This is a genomic window from Rhizobium leguminosarum (assembly GCF_004123835.1).
In the GTDB taxonomy this organism is placed as follows: Bacteria; Pseudomonadota; Alphaproteobacteria; order Rhizobiales; family Rhizobiaceae; genus Rhizobium; species Rhizobium leguminosarum_M.
The window spans coordinates 139,333-155,147 of sequence record NZ_MZMU01000002.1 but is presented as its reverse complement, the minus strand read 5'-3'; the positions used below and the strand labels follow the sequence as shown (position 1 = coordinate 155,147).

General features: G+C 60.7%; 21 protein-coding genes. 17 read left to right on the top strand and 4 right to left on the bottom strand.

Annotated elements, in window-relative coordinates:
- Window positions 1-33: 33 nt before the first annotated feature.
- On the bottom strand, window positions 34-1,206 hold the full coding sequence (locus tag B5P46_RS02165) for a glycosyltransferase family 4 protein (RefSeq protein WP_164986444.1): 1,173 nt from the start codon (window positions 1,204-1,206) through the stop codon (window positions 34-36).
- Window positions 1,207-1,718: 512 nt separating this feature from the next.
- Complete coding sequence (locus tag B5P46_RS02160; protein WP_129417253.1) at window positions 1,719-2,072, bottom strand: MarR family transcriptional regulator; 354 nt, start codon at window positions 2,070-2,072, stop codon at window positions 1,719-1,721.
- A 91-nt stretch (window positions 2,073-2,163) separates the two neighbouring features.
- Between B5P46_RS02160 and B5P46_RS02155 the strand changes: the two genes are divergently transcribed.
- The 15 genes from B5P46_RS02155 to B5P46_RS02085 all read left to right on the top strand — a co-directional run bounded on the left by B5P46_RS02155 (window position 2,164) and on the right by B5P46_RS02085 (window position 12,947).
- The gene (locus B5P46_RS02155; RefSeq protein ID WP_129417252.1) at window positions 2,164-2,703 is read left to right on the top strand and encodes a hypothetical protein; all 540 of its coding nucleotides are present in this window, start codon (window positions 2,164-2,166) and stop codon (window positions 2,701-2,703) included.
- Window positions 2,704-2,706: 3 nt separating this feature from the next.
- Window positions 2,707-3,369, top strand: coding sequence for a lytic transglycosylase domain-containing protein (locus B5P46_RS02150; protein ID WP_129417251.1), 663 nt, complete (start codon window positions 2,707-2,709; stop codon window positions 3,367-3,369).
- Window positions 3,366-3,665, top strand: a complete 300-nt coding sequence (locus B5P46_RS02145) for a TrbC/VirB2 family protein (RefSeq protein ID WP_129417250.1) — start codon at window positions 3,366-3,368, stop codon at window positions 3,663-3,665. Before B5P46_RS02150 ends, B5P46_RS02145 begins: the two co-directional genes overlap by 4 nt.
- A 5-nt stretch (window positions 3,666-3,670) precedes the next feature.
- A complete protein-coding gene (locus B5P46_RS02140) occupies window positions 3,671-4,009 on the top strand; it encodes a type IV secretion system protein VirB3 (protein ID WP_129417249.1) in 339 nt (112 codons plus the stop codon).
- The gene (locus tag B5P46_RS02135; protein WP_129417248.1) at window positions 4,002-6,368 is read left to right on the top strand and encodes a VirB4 family type IV secretion/conjugal transfer ATPase; all 2,367 of its coding nucleotides are present in this window, start codon (window positions 4,002-4,004) and stop codon (window positions 6,366-6,368) included. Before B5P46_RS02140 ends, B5P46_RS02135 begins: the two co-directional genes overlap by 8 nt.
- Window positions 6,368-7,066, top strand: a complete 699-nt coding sequence (virB5, locus tag B5P46_RS02130; RefSeq protein WP_129417247.1) for a P-type DNA transfer protein VirB5 — start codon at window positions 6,368-6,370, stop codon at window positions 7,064-7,066. Before B5P46_RS02135 ends, virB5 begins: the two co-directional genes overlap by 1 nt.
- Window positions 7,063-7,296: an EexN family lipoprotein gene (locus B5P46_RS02125; protein ID WP_129417246.1), complete on the top strand. Its 234-nt coding sequence runs from the start codon at window positions 7,063-7,065 to the stop codon at window positions 7,294-7,296. The genes virB5 and B5P46_RS02125 overlap by 4 nt, the downstream gene beginning before the upstream one ends.
- Window positions 7,297-7,299: 3 nt before the next feature.
- Entirely contained in the window at window positions 7,300-8,220 is a 921-nt protein-coding gene (locus B5P46_RS02120) for a type IV secretion system protein (protein WP_129417245.1), read from the top strand.
- Between the two features lie 52 nt (window positions 8,221-8,272).
- Complete coding sequence (locus B5P46_RS02115) at window positions 8,273-8,557, top strand: hypothetical protein (RefSeq protein ID WP_129417244.1); 285 nt, start codon at window positions 8,273-8,275, stop codon at window positions 8,555-8,557.
- A gap of 1 nt (window position 8,558) precedes the next feature.
- Window positions 8,559-9,230 carry a virB8 family protein gene (locus B5P46_RS02110; RefSeq protein ID WP_129417243.1) on the top strand — a complete coding sequence of 224 codons (672 nt, stop codon included), beginning with the start codon at window positions 8,559-8,561 and terminating at the stop codon, window positions 9,228-9,230.
- Complete coding sequence (gene virB9 / locus B5P46_RS02105; protein WP_129417242.1) at window positions 9,227-10,084, top strand: P-type conjugative transfer protein VirB9; 858 nt, start codon at window positions 9,227-9,229, stop codon at window positions 10,082-10,084. The genes B5P46_RS02110 and virB9 overlap by 4 nt, the downstream gene beginning before the upstream one ends.
- 9 nt (window positions 10,085-10,093) lie before the next feature.
- On the top strand, window positions 10,094-11,266 hold the full coding sequence (gene virB10, locus B5P46_RS02100; RefSeq protein WP_129417241.1) for a type IV secretion system protein VirB10: 1,173 nt from the start codon (window positions 10,094-10,096) through the stop codon (window positions 11,264-11,266).
- A gap of 7 nt (window positions 11,267-11,273) precedes the next feature.
- Window positions 11,274-12,314: a P-type DNA transfer ATPase VirB11 gene (virB11, locus tag B5P46_RS02095; protein ID WP_129417240.1), complete on the top strand. Its 1,041-nt coding sequence runs from the start codon at window positions 11,274-11,276 to the stop codon at window positions 12,312-12,314.
- 205 nt (window positions 12,315-12,519) lie between these two features.
- Window positions 12,520-12,732, top strand: coding sequence for a hypothetical protein (locus B5P46_RS02090; RefSeq protein WP_129417239.1), 213 nt, complete (start codon window positions 12,520-12,522; stop codon window positions 12,730-12,732).
- Window positions 12,729-12,947 carry a hypothetical protein gene (locus B5P46_RS02085; RefSeq protein ID WP_129417238.1) on the top strand — a complete coding sequence of 73 codons (219 nt, stop codon included), beginning with the start codon at window positions 12,729-12,731 and terminating at the stop codon, window positions 12,945-12,947. The genes B5P46_RS02090 and B5P46_RS02085 overlap by 4 nt, the downstream gene beginning before the upstream one ends.
- A 151-nt stretch (window positions 12,948-13,098) precedes the next feature.
- On the opposite strand, the gene B5P46_RS02080 is transcribed toward B5P46_RS02085, so the two are convergent.
- Complete coding sequence (locus tag B5P46_RS02080) at window positions 13,099-13,470, bottom strand: response regulator (RefSeq protein ID WP_129417237.1); 372 nt, start codon at window positions 13,468-13,470, stop codon at window positions 13,099-13,101.
- Between the two features lie 138 nt (window positions 13,471-13,608).
- Here B5P46_RS02080 and B5P46_RS02075 point away from each other — a divergent pair, with 138 nt between their 5' ends.
- Together B5P46_RS02075 and B5P46_RS02070 are read left to right on the top strand one after the other, a co-directional pair.
- Window positions 13,609-14,658 carry a PAS domain-containing protein gene (locus B5P46_RS02075; RefSeq protein ID WP_129417236.1) on the top strand — a complete coding sequence of 350 codons (1,050 nt, stop codon included), beginning with the start codon at window positions 13,609-13,611 and terminating at the stop codon, window positions 14,656-14,658.
- A gap of 66 nt (window positions 14,659-14,724) precedes the next feature.
- Entirely contained in the window at window positions 14,725-14,979 is a 255-nt protein-coding gene (locus tag B5P46_RS02070; RefSeq protein WP_129417235.1) for a hypothetical protein, read from the top strand.
- Between the two features lie 187 nt (window positions 14,980-15,166).
- On the opposite strand, the gene B5P46_RS34225 is transcribed toward B5P46_RS02070, so the two are convergent.
- Window positions 15,167-15,490, bottom strand: a complete 324-nt coding sequence (locus tag B5P46_RS34225; RefSeq protein WP_164986433.1) for a hypothetical protein — start codon at window positions 15,488-15,490, stop codon at window positions 15,167-15,169.
- Window positions 15,491-15,815 lie beyond the last annotated feature (325 nt).

Sequence of the window (15,815 nt, the reverse complement as noted above, 5' to 3'; positions counted from 1 at the left end):
ACCAAGAATGGTGACGAATGTTCCCGGAGGGCGTTATCTGGCTGACCCGCCAATGAAGGACCTCAGCTTTCGCAGGCTGTGCGGCCACGTCCAGTTGGCTAGAACGACCTGGCGCGGCTTGAACGTCTCGAGCCGGGCCAGCATGTCGCGAATGCCTTCGTGAAATTTCTCGGGCGAGGCCACTTGACCCGTCTCGGGCGTGATAAATTGCAATCCGCAGCGCAGCTGGCTGTTGGCAAGGACGGGGATTCCCGCCAACATATATTCCGTCAGGATTGCTGGTGCGCCGTCATCGATGCCGCAGACCACGCCGATGCGCGCTTGGTTCATCAGCCTGTTCACCTCCTCAAACGGTACGCCGGGCGGGTCGATGAAGTCGACATTGATGCCAAGTTCGCCGACCTCGCGACGCAATGTACCCATCATCTCGCCGTAGCCGCAGACGCATAGGGCGCGTATCGAACGCGGAAGCTTCGCAAGCGCGTGAAACAGGATGTCGTGCCGCTTATAGGCTTGCGCAGCAGCAACGTAGATCACGTCGTAGGTCTTCGGTATGTCGATCGGCCTGAAGGTAAGTTCTGAGGCGAACTCGGGTCCAATCGGCATGATGATCGTCGGTATCGTCGGATGGCGTGAGCGCACCGCTTCCGACTGCCATTCGGAGCCGGTGAGAATAAGGTCGAAATGCCGGCTCACGTCAAAGGGAACGCGCAAGGCGGGTGCGTCGATCGAGTTGTAAATCTTGAAACTGCCGCGGCATGCCAACAACACGTCTTCGCTCACACCGAGGCCCCACACGCAGAGGATCGACGGCGGCCCGAAGGCCGCAATGTGCCCCAGCATGTCGTTGGAAGAAAACGGCGCTTCGGACCCGTTTGCCTGAAATGCGCGGCGCATCAGAAACGGGTTGGCGCCAGGCTGTTCAATCGGCGGTGTCGCGCCGTGCCAATGCGTCCAGACCTCGGCGCAGTCCACAAGCCCGGCTTTGAGAACGGCAAGCGGCAGCCGTTCGATATAGCCGCCGATCACCTGAAGGTTTAGGCCCCGATCGGCGGGTTGAGGACGAGGTCCCCGATTACCTGCGAGCCACTGGTCGCGAAACTGTGCCGGGGTCCGAGGCTCTGCGTTTTCGCCATCGCCGTCCTGGAAGTCGCTGATGATGACTATTCGTGGTAGCGCTCTCGGCGCTGCTGGCAATGATGGCATGGAGGTCCCGCAGCATAATGGCTGCAGCTCGAACCATGCGATCGCATATAATGTTCCCACGTTGTCGCACTGCTTCGAACCGCGCTCGAGCCAGAGCGGTCTACACATCTCATTGTCGTGGGGCGATAGTTCCGGCTTTTCCTACCGAGAGCAAATGCTCTCTTGTCGCTGCGGTGACGGCTTCAGTGCCTCACGGGTTCGAAGGCGCACACACTTTATCCCGGGGAACCAAAGCCTGATACCGGCACTCGTTTGGCGCGTTGCAATGCCGTGTCAAACCGCCAGGGATGGCGAACACGGCGATTTTTGGTTTCGTGTCGTGGCCGAGGATACGGCAGCCGGGCGCCCAATCTGTCCGGCACGCATCTCACCCTTTATCCTGCAATCCGTCACTTTGACCCTGGGACGTTATTGATCGTAACCGGGTCAATCCGATTTAGCAGCTGCGAGCCGGTGGCGATTTCGTGAGCTATCGGCTCCAGACGTTCAAAATCGTCACTTAAATTCCTTGCTCACCCAGCTCCGAACGAGCTCAGTTTCTCCAGAAGCGCTTCTGAAATCTCAAACTGGCGCGCCGTTCCACGGCCCATTGAGTTCTTCACGATCGTCTCGTCCAGCATCCCTCGTTTGACCAAGAGATCCACCGTCTCCTTGACGCCGCTACGTGTCAGAGCCGTGATTTCCATGATGCTGGAAAGAGTTAACTTCTGGTGCGCCTGGTTCATGCTGTAGAGGACCGTCATCATGCCGACCTGCTTCAGCCTTGCCTGAGGCGTCTCGTCTTCCAGGGGGTGATCGAGGATCTCGTGCAGGATGAGACCTGAGAAAGCAAGGTTACGCCATTGGGTCGTGATTGCTCTTGTCATGTCTTTTTACTGTGTTATATAAATCGGTATAAATTGCTCTACAGGCAAGCCGCCTCTTCCGCAATGGGATGTCCTTTCAAGGATCTTGCTCATGAAAAACCTTCTGCTCAACTCGGTCGTCGCGGCCTGCTGCATAGCGCCACCCTACCTTACTTCACCTGACAGGGCGCAAGCAAATGATTGGGGTTGCGAGGTTATCCTGTGCCTCTCCAACCCCGGTGGCGCGACGCAGTTCGCGGAATGCCGGCCGCCAATCCAGAAGCTGTGGCGCGAGCTTGCCGAGGGGCATTCATTCCCGACATGCAGCGGCGCCACCTTCCACAGTTCGCGCCCGGGCTATGAGCCTTATTACTGCGAAACCGGATACCGGCTGCAAAGCGATTATGGTCCGCGCGGGCAAGAAACAACCTGCGTGTCGACAGCCCTCCAACCGGTGAGCGATGCATTCTGCCCTCAGGTTGGGGACGGGTTTGATTTCAGCAACGGTTCGGTTCTGTCCCCGCGTTGGCAGTTGTTGGATGGACGGCGCCAATGCATGGGCTATCCGACGGCCCGCCCGAACGTCAGATCGCAGCCCCATTATATCGACGTCACGATCGACGGGATGGCAACGCAGCGGGTCTGGTACTGATCGATGGTCGTGGCATTCGTGGATCTCGCCCAGAACTGCGCGCCCATGGTGGAAATCAGGACGCTCGCCGCTGTCATCAGTCTCGAGAGTGGTTTCAAGCCCTTCGCTATCCGTATCAACAGCGGTCCACCGCTTGAGCGCCAACCCTCATCAAAGGCCGAGGCAATTGAACTCGCGACCTCCCTCGTCGCCGATCGGCAGGACGTCCAGATCGGTCTTGGCGGCATCGGCCTGGACGAGTTGCGCAGGCTCAAGCTTTCGATTTCGGATGCATTCGATCCCTGCCTGAACCTCAAGGCGACGGCCACTCTGCTCGACGGCTATTATCGCCTTGCCTTGCGCGCCGGTGCCGATGCGATGCAAGCCGAAAACGTCATGCTTCAATCCTACTACGGGCGTGACGATCCGTCCGTCGGCGAGATGATCAAATATGACGAGCAGGTCCGCCAGGAAATGGTTCGCCTGCCTTCCGACCTGGCGTCGCTCGCTATCGCCGAGCCGCGCGAAGAAGCCGCTCGCGCCGAGCCGTCAGCCACCCGGGAGATATCCCCGGCCGCACAATTTCTTCCCCAATCCGGTGAAGCCGCGTCGTGGGACGTCTTCAACGCCCAGCGGTCATCCCAGGTTCTCGTGTTTCAAAAAAGTCGATCGGAGCAAAGTGAATGATCTCAAAAGCAAACCTTCGCCCTGTCGGGGCCTCTCTCCTGATGGCCGCCGCCATCGTCGCCTGCCTGGTGGAGCCAGCATTCGCCCAGGCAGCCGGCGTTGAAACCGTGCTGCAGAACATCGTCACCATGCTGACCGGCAACATCGCCCGCCTGCTCGCGGTCATCGCCGTCATCATCATCTGCATTGCCTGGATGTTCGGCTACATGGATCTGCGCCGCGCCGGTTTCTGGATCATCGGCATCGGCGGGATTTTCGGGGCGACGGAACTCGTCAATACGATCGTTGGAAGCTGATCAACATGCCGACAGCTGCCGCTATCGAGGAAGATACCCTGTTCCTTGCCTGCACCCGCCCGGCGATGATCGCCGGCGTGACGATGGAGGCGATGGGCGTGAACGTCATGCTGACGACGATCCTCTACATTGTCGCGGGGTCGATCGCCTATGCGCTTGTCGGTGTCGTCTTCCATTTCATATTCCGCACGCTCGTCAAGCACGACCACAACATGTTCCGGATCCTGATCTCCTGGATCGAGACCCGCGGCCGGTCGCGCAACACCGCCTATTGGGGCGGCGCCACCCTCTCGCCTCTGACGCTCATCAGGCGCTATGACGAAAGGGATTTGAGCCTTGCCTAAAATAGCAATGCTTCGCTCGCGCGAACTCGGGCCCGAAATCTTCATTCCGCACGTCCGTCATGTCGATGAGACGACGATTGCGCTCGAATCCAGGGTGCTGATGGTGATGCTCGCGCTCGAAGGCATATCCTTCGAAACCGCCGATGTCCTGGATCTCAACAGTCTGCACCGCGACCTCAATACGCTCTATCGCAACATCGCCGATGAGCGCCTGGCGCTCTGGACACATGTCATTCGCCGTCGCAACAACGACTATCCGGGTGGAGAGTTCGCCAATCCTTTCTCGCAAGGTCTGAATGCAAGATACCGCCAACGCATGATCGATGAGGATCTGTTTCGAAACGATCTTTATCTCTCGCTTGTCTGGCATCCGGGCCGGGATCCGGCCAAAAAGGCCGCCAACCTTCTTTCGCGCCTGCGCAGGGCGCGCCGTGCCGGAGTCGAAGTCGACGAGGATGCCCTGAAGCACCTGCAAGACAAGGTATCCGACGTCACTGCGGGCCTGAAGCGCTTCGAGCCTCGTGTGCTCTCCGTCTACGGGCAGGACGGCATCCTGTTTTCCGAGCCGAGCGAGGTGCTGCACCAGATCGTCGGCGGCCGGCGAGAGCGCGTTCCCTTGACGGAGGGCAGGATATCCTCGGCGATCTATTCGGATCGGGTGATCTTCGGACGGGAGACCATCGAGATCCGTCATGAGGCCGACAGCCGTTACGCCGGCCTATTCGGGTTCAAGGAATATCCGGCGACCACCCGCAGCGGCATGCTCGATGGCATCCTGACGGCGCCGTTCGAACTCATCCTGACGCAGTCTTTTGCCTTCGTCTCGAAGGCCGATGCACGAACGATCATGGGGCGCAAACAGAACCAGATGGTGAGCGCCGGCGACAAGGCGGCGTCGCAGATCGACGAGCTCGGCGATGCCATGGACGATCTGGAGTCGAACCGGTTTGTGCTTGGAGAGCACCATCTGGCGCTGTCGGTCTTTGCGCCTTCGGTGAAGGAACTCACCGACCATATGGCCAAAGCACGGGCCTATCTCACCAACGGTGGCGCGGTCGTCGCGCGCGAGGATCTTGGGCTGGAGGCGGCCTGGTGGGGGCAGTTGCCCGGCAATTTCCGCTATCGCGCGAGATCGGGTGCCATCACGTCGCGGAATTTTGCAGCACTCGCCCCCTATCATTCCTATCCGACAGGCAGGAAGGACGGCAATGAATGGGGACCGGCAGTTGCCATGCTGAAGACTGCCTCCGGCTCGCCCTTCTATTTCAATTTCCACCATAGCGATCTCGGCAACACGTTCGTCTGCGGCCCGTCCGGCACCGGCAAGACGGTGCTCTTGAACTTCATGCTCTCCCAACTCGAAAAACATGATCCCCACATGGTCTTCTTCGACAAGGATCGAGGAGCCGACCTGTTCGTGCGGGCCGCGGGTGGCACTTACCTGCCGCTTCGAAACGGTGTTGCCACCGGTTGCGCCCCGTTGAAGGCGCTTGAACTCACGCCCGAGAACAAGGTGTTCCTCGCCCGCTGGGTCGGCCAGTTGGTCGGGTCGGCGAAGCGCGAGCTGACGGTCTCGGAGTTGCGCGACATCGCATCGGCCATCGACGGCCTGGCGGACCTGCCGGTCGACAGGCGCTCGATCGGCGCCTTGCGCACCTTCCTCAACAATACCGATCCCGAAGGTATCGCCGCGCGGCTGCGTCGGTGGGAGAGGGGAGGGCCGCTCGGCTGGGTGTTCGACAATGCGAGCGACGACATCGGGATCGACGCCAAGTTCATCGGATACGACATGTCCGACTTCCTCGACAACGAGGAAATTCGCGCTCCGCTGATGTCTTATTTGTTCTTCCGAATCGAGCAGCTGATCGACGGGCGGCGCATCATCATCGTCATCGACGAGTTCTGGAAGGCCCTGCAGGACGATGGCTTTCGTGATCTCGCCCAGAACAAGCTGAAGACGATCCGCAAACAGAACGGGCTGATGTTGTTTGCGACCCAAAGCCCGCGCGATGCGATCGTCTCGCCGATCGCCCATACGATCATCGAGCAGTGCCCGACGCAGATCTTCTTACCCAATCCGCGCGGAGATCATGCCGATTACGTCGACGGGTTCAAACTGACGGAGCGCGAGTTCGCGCTTCTCTCCCGCGAGCTTTCGGTCGAGAGCCGCCGCTTCGTCGTCAAGCAGGGTCACAACAGCGTCGTCGCCGAACTGAACCTCAGGGGTTTCGATGACGAGCTCGACATCCTGTCCGGCCGAACCGCCAACGTCGAACTCGCCGAGGCGATTCGCGCGGAGGTCGGCGACCGGCTCGAAGACTGGCTACCGGTGTTTCAGCAAAGAAGGAGGACGGATTGATGCAAAGGGTCGGAATGAAATTCACTCTGGTGATGATGGCTGCACTGCTGCCGGCTGGAACGGCATCGGCACAGGGCATTCCGGTCATCGATGAAACGGCGATCGCCAAGCAGATCGAAAGCATCACCCAGCTTAAATCGCAGCTCGACACGCTCAATCAACAACTTCAGGAGGCGCAGCAGCTTTACGCATCGCTGAACAAGATCACCAACATGGCCGATGTCGCCGGTGTGCTGAACGATCCTTCGATCCGCAAGGCATTGCCGCAGGATTTCAATGCCATCGAAGGGCTGTTCAAAGGATCTGGCACCGGGGCCTTCGGCACCTCCGCCTCGAAATTCCTCGAGAATAATTCCACCTATCGCACTGATGCCAATGACTTCTACGCGCAGGAACTGGCGCGCGCCCAGAACCGAAATGCCGGCCAGATGAGCCTCGGCCAGCAGATCTACGATGCCGCCACCAAGCGCATCGACGGCATCGATCAGCTGCGCCAGCAGATCTCCAGTGCTGCGGATGCCAAGGATATCGCCGATCTTCAGGCACGCCTGCAGGCCGAAACGGCGTTTCTGCAAACCGACGTGCTGCGTATGCAGGCTCTGCAGATGGTCCAGCAGACACAGGTTCAGGTCGACGACCAGCGCAAGGCCGAGGATTGGCGCAAGCGCCTGGATGCCATGGGAGAGGCGCTCAAATGAAACATCTCCTTCTTGGCATCGTCATGCTGACCCTTTCCGGCTGCTTCGGCGAGGAAGACAGGATCCATACCGTCGACGAGCTGATGGCTGATGAGGTCCTGCTGGCGAAGATCATAAGTGAATGCCGCAACAATCCCGGCGCCTTACGGCAGACGCCAAATTGTCAAAACGCCGAGGCGGCGGACTGGAAGCTGCGGCTTGAACGCATGAACAAGGCGCTTGGAGGCTGAGCCATGTACCAGGTCTTCAGCTTCGTCGACGGCCAGTTCAAAGCGCCGCTGGAAAATTTCATCTCGTCGGGCACCTCGAACATCGCCAGCTGGATTAGCGGCCCGCTCACCGCGGCGCTGACGCTCTACGTCGTGCTCTATGGCTACCTTGTCCTGCGGGGCTCGGTCCAGGAGCCCATTCTCGAATTCGCGTTTCGGGCGATGAAGCTTGCCATCATCGTCATGCTGGTTCGCAACGCCAGCGAATATCAGAGCTATGTCACCAACATTTTCTTCGACACGCTGCCACGCGAGATCTCGCAGGCGCTGAACTCGGGGACGGCACCGAGTGCCTCTACCTTCGACAGCCTGCTCGACAAGGGCCAGAAATGTGCTCAGGACATCTGGGCGCGCGCCACGTGGCCCGCCGACATCGTCAACGGCATCGGCGGGATGATGGCGATCGGCGCGAGCTTCACCGTGGCGGCGATCGGCTATATCGTCTCGCTCTATGCCCGGCTGGCGCTCGCTATCGTGTTGGCGATCGGCCCGATCTTCGTCGCGCTTGCGATGTTTCAGTCCACCCGTCGTTTTACCGAATCCTGGATCGGTCAGCTCGCCAATTTCGTCATTCTCCAGGTCCTGGTCGTCGCGATCGGTTCACTGCTGATCAGCTGTATCGACACGACCTTCACGGCAATCGAAAGCTACACGGATGTCATGATGCGTCCGGTCGCCCTTTGCGCCATCTGCCTTGCCGCCCTTTACGTCTTCTACCAGCTGCCCGGTATTGCCTCCGCACTCGCCGCGGGCGGGGCGTCGCTGACCTACGGCTACGGTGCCGGCCGAGATGCCCACGAAAGCACGCTCGCCTGGGCCGCCTCGTATAGTACCAGAGCGGTCGGACGAGGCGCCCGTTTCGTCGGCCGCCGCCTCAGATCTTGAGGGGCCTGATGACGACTTCTCCACTACAAACGTTTCAGAGGTTTGCAATCCAATGATCCGCCTTATCGTCTCGCTCCTCCTTGCCATGGAGCTCACCGGCTGCGCTTCGAAGTCCCACCCTTTGCCCAGATGCGATGGCTATTCGCGCCGGCCGCTCAACCGCGCCATGTGGCAGTGGGAGGATAAAAAGCCCGCCAAGCAAAGCGGCTCCGACGCTGTCCCGGCGACGGCGACCGGCCAGGTGTCTTCCTATGGCGAAGAGCCGCTGACGGAGAAACCTGTCGCCTTCGCGCATTTCGATGCCGCGGGTTCCTATCGGCCGTGCCAGGAGGGGTGAGATGGTGAGTACGGACAGTCTGAAGAGCTATTTCGAAAAGGCGCGCCGCTTCGACCAGGATCGGCTGGTCCAGGTGGAGCGGTCGGCGCGCATCGCCTGGTCCATCGCGATCGCAGCAAGCGTGCTTGCCGCGACCTCGATCTTCGCCGTTGCCGGCCTCACGCCTTTGAAGACGGTCGAACCTTTCGTCGTTCGGGTCGACAATTCGACCGGCATCGTCGACGTCGTCTCGGCGCTGACCTCGACTGCCGGCTCCTATGACGAGGCGGTGACCAAGTACTTCGCCGCCAAGTATGTTCGTGCGCGGGAAGCCTATGTCTGGAGCGAGGCCGAGGAGAATTTTCGCACCGTCGCCCTGCTCTCGACCCAGCCGGAACAGACGCGTTTCGCGGCGATCTATCGAGGCGGCAATCCGGACTCTCCACAGAATATCTATGGCCGCGGCGCGACGTCACGCATCAATGTCGTCTCGATCTCGCTGATCAACGCCAATGTGGCCTCGGTGCGCTATATCAGAACCGTCACCCGCGGTGACGACGTCAGGACCACCCATTGGGTCGCGACGCTCACTTTCTCCTATGTCAACGCCCCGATGTCCTCGACCGACCGACTGACCAATCCGCTTGGTTTCGCCGTCAGCGAATATCGGGCCGATCCGGAGGCCATCAATTGAAGCCACGTTTCCTGATCGCCCTGACCATGGTCGCCAGCCTGTCTACGACGGCGCTGGCGCTGGAAGTCCCGCGCGGCGCATCGCAGGATAGCCGCGTCCGTTTCATCGACTACCAGCCCTACAACATCACGAAGATCGTCGGCACCTTGCGGTCCTCGGTGCAGATAGAGTTCGCCGCCGACGAGGAAATCGCCCATGTGGCGCTCGGCAACAGCGTCGCATGGGAAGTGGCGCCTGCCGGCAACATCCTGTTTCTGAAGCCCCGCGAAAACCAGCCGGTGACCAACATCTCGGTCGTGACGACCCGTCGGGACGGATCGACCCGCAGCTACCAGATGGAGCTCACAGTTCGCGATGGCACCGTCGAGGCCGGGCAGAACACCTACTTCTATGTGAAGTATCGTTATCCCGCCGACGAAGCCGAACGCCGGAGGCTCGATGCCGCTGCTCGCGGGCAAGCAGCTCAGGCCGGCGAAGCGGACAAGGTTCTTGCGCTTCACGAAGCCTATGGGCCACGCAACTGGCGCTATTCGGCGCAAGGCTCGGCAGCACTTGAACCGCAGGCGGTCTACGACAACGGTAAGGTCACAACCTTCGCCTTTGCCGGTAACCAGGAAATGCCGGCGATCTACATGGAAAATTCCGACGGCAGCGAGAGCCTCGTGCCGAAGTCGGTCGAGAACAATCTGGTGCTGGTGCACGCGATCAGCCGCAAGTTCATCCTGCGCAGGGGAGGCGACGTCCTCTGCGTCTTCAACGAGGCCTATGATCGTATCGGCATCAATCCCGACACCAATACGACATCACCCTCGGTCGAGCGTGTTGTGAAGACGCAGGCTGCGACAGGACAATAGGAGGACGTCATGGCCGAGGAAGACAGCACCCACATTCCTGGTGAGCGCGCCGAAACGACCACGGGTCGGGGCCTCGAGAACAACCCGACGGTGAGACGTGGTGTGGTGGCGCTGGCAATCATCGCCTTCGTCGGCTTTGCGCTCTGGTCGATGCGCGGCCAGGAGAAGCTCGCCGACGGGGTCCAGCCCGAACGCGTCGTCATCCGGCAGACATCCGATTTCGAGCCGGCGAAGGAGCCGGTGCAACCGGTCGCCACGCCGCCGGAAACGCTCCTGCCGACGCCCGGAATGCCCGAGCAGGCGGGCGAGGATGAGAAGCTTCTCGACGCCGCCCGCCGCGCGCCGGTCATCGCCTATGGTGGAGAAAAATCTCCACAGCCTCATCCTCGAGACCAGGGTGCCAGCACCGATGCCAGTTCGACCTACGTTCCGCTCGGGAACAATCAGGGCGGTCTCGGTGGCCAGGCGGAAAACGAGGACCTGCGCTTCAACCGGATGCTGACGCCGACACAGCTGCAGGGCTCGCGGGCCGGCACGCTTGGCAATCGGGATTTCATTGTTGCCATGGGCACCTCCATTCCGTGCGTCCTGGAGACAGCACTCTCCTCCGACCAAGCAGGATTCACGAGCTGTGTCATCAACCGCGATGTCCTGTCGGATAACGGCCGGGTCGTGCTGATGGAGAAGGGCACGCAGGTCGTCGGGGAATATCGTGGCGGCCTTCGCCGCGGTCAGAAGCGCCTGTTTGTTCTCTGGAACCGGGCAAAGACGCCGACGGGGGTGATCATCACCCTGGCGTCGCCGGCAACCGATGCCCTCGGGCGTGCCGGTGTCGACGGGGATGTCGATAGCCATTGGTGGGAGCGTTTCGGCAGCGCGATCCTGTTGTCGATCGTCGGCGACGCGACCTCCTATGCCAACAGCCAGTTGCAGGATAGCGATATCGAGGCAGACAACACGACGAGCGCCGGCAAGCAGGCCGCGACCATCGCCGTCGAGCAGTCGATCAACATTCCGCCGACCCTGTTGAAGCATCAGGGAGAGCTGGTTTCGATCTTCGTGGCCCGTGATCTCGACTTCTCGAGCGTCTATCGGCTTCGCGTGACGGAACCGCGCAACCGCATCTACGATCGAGCGGTTCTTGGCGACTTCCGTCAAGCATCGACCCTGGTCACGAAGTAGCCCCGCCATGACAGAGGGAGCCGACTCTGGCGTCGTGCGCGAGTTGCTGGCACCGCTGTCGCCCTTCCTGCGCGACAAGTCGCTTTACGAGGTCATCATCAACTGGCCGACCCAAGTGGTCACCGAGGGTACGGCTGGGTGGCAGATCCATGATCTGCCAGAGCTGTCATTCGACAAGCTGATGCGCCTCGCGAGGGCTGTCGCCAGCTATTCCAACCAGTCGATCGACGAAACCCGGCCCATCCTTTCTGCGACCCTGCCGGGCGACGAGCGGATTCAGATCGTGATCCCGCCGGCGACGACGAAGGGAACGGTCAGCATCACCATCAGAAAGCCGTCGTCGGTGTCGCTGAGCCTGAACGATCTTGATCAAGATGGCTTGTTCGCCGACGTGGCAAGGGAAGAAGCGGACGTCTCTGCAATCGACCGTAGGCTTCTGGACCTCCATCGAACCGGGTCATACCAGGCATTTCTTCGAGAGGCCGTCTACGCGCGCAAGAACATCATCATCTCCGGGGCGACCGGCTCTGGCAAGACAACGCTTTCGAAAGCGTTGATCCGCCACATCCCCTCGAGCGAGCGTATCATCTCGATCGAAGACACGCCCGAACTCGTCATCCCGCAACCGAACCATGTCCGCCTCTTCTATTCCAAGGGCGGCCAAGGGTTGGCGAAGGTCGGGGCGAAGGATCTGCTCGAATCCTGTCTTCGTATGCGACCGGATCGCATCCTTCTGCAGGAACTGCGCGACGGGACCGCGTTCTACTACATTCGCAATGTGAACTCAGGTCATCCGGGTTCGATCACCACCGTGCATGCCGACTCGGCCAGGCTTGCATTCGAACAGCTGACACTGCTGGTGAAGGAATCCGACGGCGGACGGGACCTGGAGCGAAACGACATCCGCGAAATGCTGGAGATCGCGATCGACGTCATCGTCCAGTGCAAACGCATCGATGGTCGGTTTCGGGTGACCGAGATCTACTATCGAGCCGCCGTGGGAACCAAGATCGTCGATGCTGCTCGCAGGGATCGCCGAAACTGCTAACGCCGGGGTTCCCACCACGCCATTGACACTGCTGGTGAAGTAATCCGACGGAGGGCGGGACCTGGAGCGAGACGACATACGCGAGATGAGCACATCGATACCTTGATGGTGAAAAGCCGGAACTTCCACTGATCGAAGGAGGTCCTCGGCCATCCCGGAACTTGCCGGCATTCCCCGCGTTCTCAAACGACGAGGAGGATGCCAAATGTCAGTTCCCTTTGAACCGATCGTGCCGCCACCATCCGTGCCGCCGCTCGACAATCCACCGCCCGATCCCGATCGCATTCCGGGCGAAGAACCGCACCCCGATCTTGAACCGGACGAGGGCGCCGCGCCCACCAGCAGGACGTCTTCCCATTGCCCGACTTGGGGAATGCTTCGCCAGGTCGTCCGCCTTCAGCCAGAGGATCAAAGATGAGCGGCAACTGGAAAGACCGGCTTCGTGACCAGCTCGAGGACTTCGTCGACTCGTTCGTCGTGAAAGGTGCGAAGCAGTCGGACGTCTACGACGCAATCGTCAAGGAGATTGCCAACCTTCGAACCGCCTACGAGCGCGATCCCGATCCAGCCGAAGATCGTCCAGGCTCCGAGGCCGAGGAACCGTCGATCGAATGGCCTGGCGCATTTCCATGAGAGCAAATAAAAATGGCCGGGGCGAAATCGCACCGGCGACAGTAACGCCATCGGGGCGAAGGTCAGGTTCAGCGTGAAATGGTAGAGAAAGGCCTGAGGGAAGTGCAGGACAACGCGGCGGTCTTCGAGATCGAGGACTGAGGAGGGCCGATCAGTCCTGCAACCGTCTGCGGCCGATGGAACGCCCGAGCGTGTCCCTCAGCATCTCCGGCATCGTCGGTTTCGACAGCCATTCCCCGTGCGAGAAAGCTTCGGCGTCGCCTTCGTCGACCTCCGCCCCCGAGTAGACGACGAACGGCACATGCGCGGCTGTCAGGACCTCGACCACATCCGTGCAGATGCCGTCGTTCACGTGTGGATCGACGATCGCGACATCTGGAATGTTCGTGGCAAGCCATTGAAGAGCGTCTGTACGGGAGTCGACTGAGAAAACGGACGTCGCGCCGAATTCCTCCAGCATCGCCTCCAGGTCCAACGCGATGAATGGCTCGTCTTCGACAACGAGCACCCGCCCAAGCTTCATTCTCGAAATCCTTTTCCCGACCGTAGCTCTCGATGTACGGCGGGACAAGTGACGTTTCCGCTACAAGCTCTCGGCAGCGCTGCAACTTCAAGCGTTTACGGACGTTCTTCCGCCGTATGAGACTCCGAAGGTGCGCCATTGTCCAACGTAGAAGCTTCCAACATTCACGGCGACCGGCCTGCCGCCGCATCCGCGCAGGGGATGGCCGACCGCAAGGAACTCGCCTCGTTCGCGTTCGAACGAACCCGGATGCCTATCGTCGTAACCGACGCCCGCCAACCCGATCTCCCGATCGTGCTCGCGAATGAGTCCTTCCTGAACCTGACGGGCTATTCCGCCGACGAGGTCGTCGGTCGGAACTGCCGCTTTCTTCAAGGCGAGGCGACATCCCGAACCACCGTCGCGGAGATCCGAGCCGCGATCGCGCAACACCGCGACGCCACGATCGAAATCCTGAACTACAAGAAGGACGGCACTCCGTTCTGGAACCAGCTTCATATAAGCGCCCTTCGGGACGACGATGGCATGGTGGCTTACTATTTCGCCTCGCAGATCGACGTGACGGAACATCGGCGTATCCAAACGCTAGAGGAAGCGGAACACCGGCTGCTTCTGGAAGTCGACCATCGGACCAAGAACGTTCTCGCCATCGTTGACAGCGTCGTCCGTCTGTCGAAGACCGACAGCGTCGAGGCATACTCCGCGTCCGTCCAGCAACGCGTCCAAGCGTTGGCGCGGACCCACATGCTGCTGGCCGAAAACGGATGGAAGCAGGTGGCGCTGGACAATATCGTCCTTACCCAGATCGGCGTCTTCGGTCTCGATAGCGTAACGGCCGCCGGACCGGCGGTAATGATTCCGGCACCTTCGGTCCAGCCAATCGGTCTGGCACTCCACGAACTTGCGGCGAACGCGGCAGTTCACGGCGCACTTTCGCACGGTGGGGGCTGGCTGGACATAGCGTGGCAGCAGGAGGGAAGCGGCCTGATCCTCGACTGGACGGAACGCGGGCTATCCCGAACACCGACGCAGCAAGGCCGGGGGTTCGGTACCGTCCTCATCAGTGCGGTCATCGAAAGGCAACTCGGGGGCACGATCACCCGCGACTGGCGCGACGATGGTCTCTCCCTTCGTATCGAACTTCCAGCGTTGGACCGGGTGGGAGGTGGCCTAAGGGGTAGGCCATGAGCCGATCACGAGTGTGTCGATCCGGAAACTTCTTGATTCGACGCCCGTGCGGTCGCACTTCTGACGATGGCCGCAATCGGGCTGCTGGTCGGGGACATAGCTCGTCTGCGCGCCTCGCTGGCCTACCTGATCGGAACGATGTCGGCGTTCTGGTTCGCTCAGATCGCGGGTTTCGGGCAGGCGCCGCTATCCATGGTCGTCGTCCGGGCGCCCGGCACGGAGGCCGCCTTCTACCAGTCGGCGGCCCGCGTTTATGTAGGCAGCCGCCGCTTCGTCAAACGGGGTCGTCCACTTCTCGAAGGAGAAGCCGCATCAGCCTAGCGCTTGCTTTCGAGGCCACGCGGCATCCGAAGTCCATCCTGCTGTTCCCCGACATAGCTTCGGTGCCGGACTTGTCCGCGCTGCCTTCGACCTGCTCGTCGAACTGAAGCCTCTTACCATCAGCCTGCCGCAGGTTTCGGATGGCCGCCGCGCGGATGTTCCTATCGTGTTCCGACGGCCGTGCGAGTCAAGAGAACCGAAGCTGCGGTCCTGTACGCTTTCGAACGGAAACAATCTCGAAAGTGCCGTGTTCGTTAACCGTCAGCAATGAAGCAGCAAGGAGAGTACCAATGCTTCTGAAAATGATAGCAGTAGTAGCGATTTCGATAGGCATGGCAACATCGGCAATGGCGCAATCGGGCGGCGGCTCGGGTTCCAGTGGCGGCAGCGGATCGGGATCTGGTGGCGGTAGCAGCAGCGGAGCCTCCGGGACAAGCGGTAAGGGGTCCGGCAACACGGACTCCGGCACCACGGGGGCAACTACCCAGAGCGGAGCCGGAACGAACGGCACCAACGGCTCCGGTGGCGATCCAAACGATTGCCAACGCCAGCAGGCCGGCGGAACAGGCAACCCAGCCCCGACCTCCGGCAACACGTCGACCCAGCCTGATGCAGCGAATGCATGCCAATAACCCCGGCCTCGACCAGTAAACTTGCCCCCAGAAGCGAAGGCTCACTTCTGGGGGCAACGCTTACGCGTTGCAGCTTGTTTGGTGATCTATCAGCGGCTGAAGGGGTTGGCCTCATCGCCTTGGCTATCGAACAAAGTCGACGCTGGCGCGTTCATCAGGCAGTCTGCGAAAGGCAAGCCGATGATCATGCAGCTTCATACCCAT

Excerpts from the sequence above, each read along its gene's own strand:
- B5P46_RS02165 (WP_164986444.1), bottom strand. The coding sequence starts at position 1,206 with ATGCCATCATTGCCAGCAGCGCCGAGAGCGCTACCACGAATAGTCATC.
- B5P46_RS02160 (WP_129417253.1), bottom strand. The coding sequence starts at position 2,072 with ATGACAAGAGCAATCACGACCCAATGGCGTAACCTTGCTTTCTCAGGT.
- B5P46_RS02155 (WP_129417252.1), top strand. The coding sequence starts at position 2,164 with ATGAAAAACCTTCTGCTCAACTCGGTCGTCGCGGCCTGCTGCATAGCG.
- B5P46_RS02150 (WP_129417251.1), top strand. The coding sequence starts at position 2,707 with ATGGTCGTGGCATTCGTGGATCTCGCCCAGAACTGCGCGCCCATGGTG.
- B5P46_RS02145 (WP_129417250.1), top strand. The coding sequence starts at position 3,366 with ATGATCTCAAAAGCAAACCTTCGCCCTGTCGGGGCCTCTCTCCTGATG.
- B5P46_RS02140 (WP_129417249.1), top strand. The coding sequence starts at position 3,671 with ATGCCGACAGCTGCCGCTATCGAGGAAGATACCCTGTTCCTTGCCTGC.
- virB5 (WP_129417247.1), top strand. The coding sequence starts at position 6,368 with ATGCAAAGGGTCGGAATGAAATTCACTCTGGTGATGATGGCTGCACTG.
- B5P46_RS02125 (WP_129417246.1), top strand. The coding sequence starts at position 7,063 with ATGAAACATCTCCTTCTTGGCATCGTCATGCTGACCCTTTCCGGCTGC.
- B5P46_RS02120 (WP_129417245.1), top strand. The coding sequence starts at position 7,300 with ATGTACCAGGTCTTCAGCTTCGTCGACGGCCAGTTCAAAGCGCCGCTG.
- B5P46_RS02115 (WP_129417244.1), top strand. The coding sequence starts at position 8,273 with ATGATCCGCCTTATCGTCTCGCTCCTCCTTGCCATGGAGCTCACCGGC.
- B5P46_RS02110 (WP_129417243.1), top strand. The coding sequence starts at position 8,559 with ATGGTGAGTACGGACAGTCTGAAGAGCTATTTCGAAAAGGCGCGCCGC.
- virB10 (WP_129417241.1), top strand. The coding sequence starts at position 10,094 with ATGGCCGAGGAAGACAGCACCCACATTCCTGGTGAGCGCGCCGAAACG.
- virB11 (WP_129417240.1), top strand. The coding sequence starts at position 11,274 with ATGACAGAGGGAGCCGACTCTGGCGTCGTGCGCGAGTTGCTGGCACCG.
- B5P46_RS02090 (WP_129417239.1), top strand. The coding sequence starts at position 12,520 with ATGTCAGTTCCCTTTGAACCGATCGTGCCGCCACCATCCGTGCCGCCG.
- B5P46_RS02085 (WP_129417238.1), top strand. The coding sequence starts at position 12,729 with ATGAGCGGCAACTGGAAAGACCGGCTTCGTGACCAGCTCGAGGACTTC.
- B5P46_RS02080 (WP_129417237.1), bottom strand. The coding sequence starts at position 13,470 with ATGAAGCTTGGGCGGGTGCTCGTTGTCGAAGACGAGCCATTCATCGCG.
- B5P46_RS02070 (WP_129417235.1), top strand. The coding sequence starts at position 14,725 with ATGGCCGCAATCGGGCTGCTGGTCGGGGACATAGCTCGTCTGCGCGCC.